The 449-nt window shown below is 65.9% G+C and carries 1 protein-coding gene; it reads left to right on the forward strand.

Annotated elements, in window-relative coordinates; genetic code table 11:
- Nucleotides 1-91: 91 nt before the first annotated feature.
- Nucleotides 92-449 (forward strand): CorA family divalent cation transporter (locus D9V41_RS16405; protein WP_279432361.1); only part of this gene is annotated, 358 nt, incomplete at its 3' end.

Raw genomic sequence — 449 nt, forward strand, 5'->3', positions numbered from 1 at the left:
GGCCCGTGCCCATAACCTCGTGGTGCGAGCGACGGAACCTCAGGACGCGGCCAACTCTGCATGCGCCGAGCCTATCGGGCACCATAGCCGGATGATCATCGACTGCGCGGTCTACCGGGACGGCGCACGCCTCACGACGGTGCCGAAGGACGCATCGAGCGCGGATCTGTCGCGCACGGTCGCGGCGCTCACCGATAAGGAGTTCATCTGGATCGGTATCAGTGATCCGAACCCACCCGAACTCGAGACGATCGGCGCGGCGTTGCGACTCCATCCGTTGGCGGTCGAGGACATGCTCGAGCCGCACCAGCGTCCGAAGGTAGAGCGCTACCGCGACTACGTCCTCGTTTCCCTGCGCGCCGTCCATTACGCCGACGACGACGTCACCACGTCCGAGATCAACGTGAGCCTCGGCGCCCGGTTCGTGGTGACAGTGCGCCGCGGAGAAG

Source organism: Aeromicrobium phragmitis (genome assembly GCF_003674095.1).
In the GTDB taxonomy this organism is placed as follows: domain Bacteria; phylum Actinomycetota; class Actinomycetes; order Propionibacteriales; family Nocardioidaceae; genus Aeromicrobium; species Aeromicrobium phragmitis.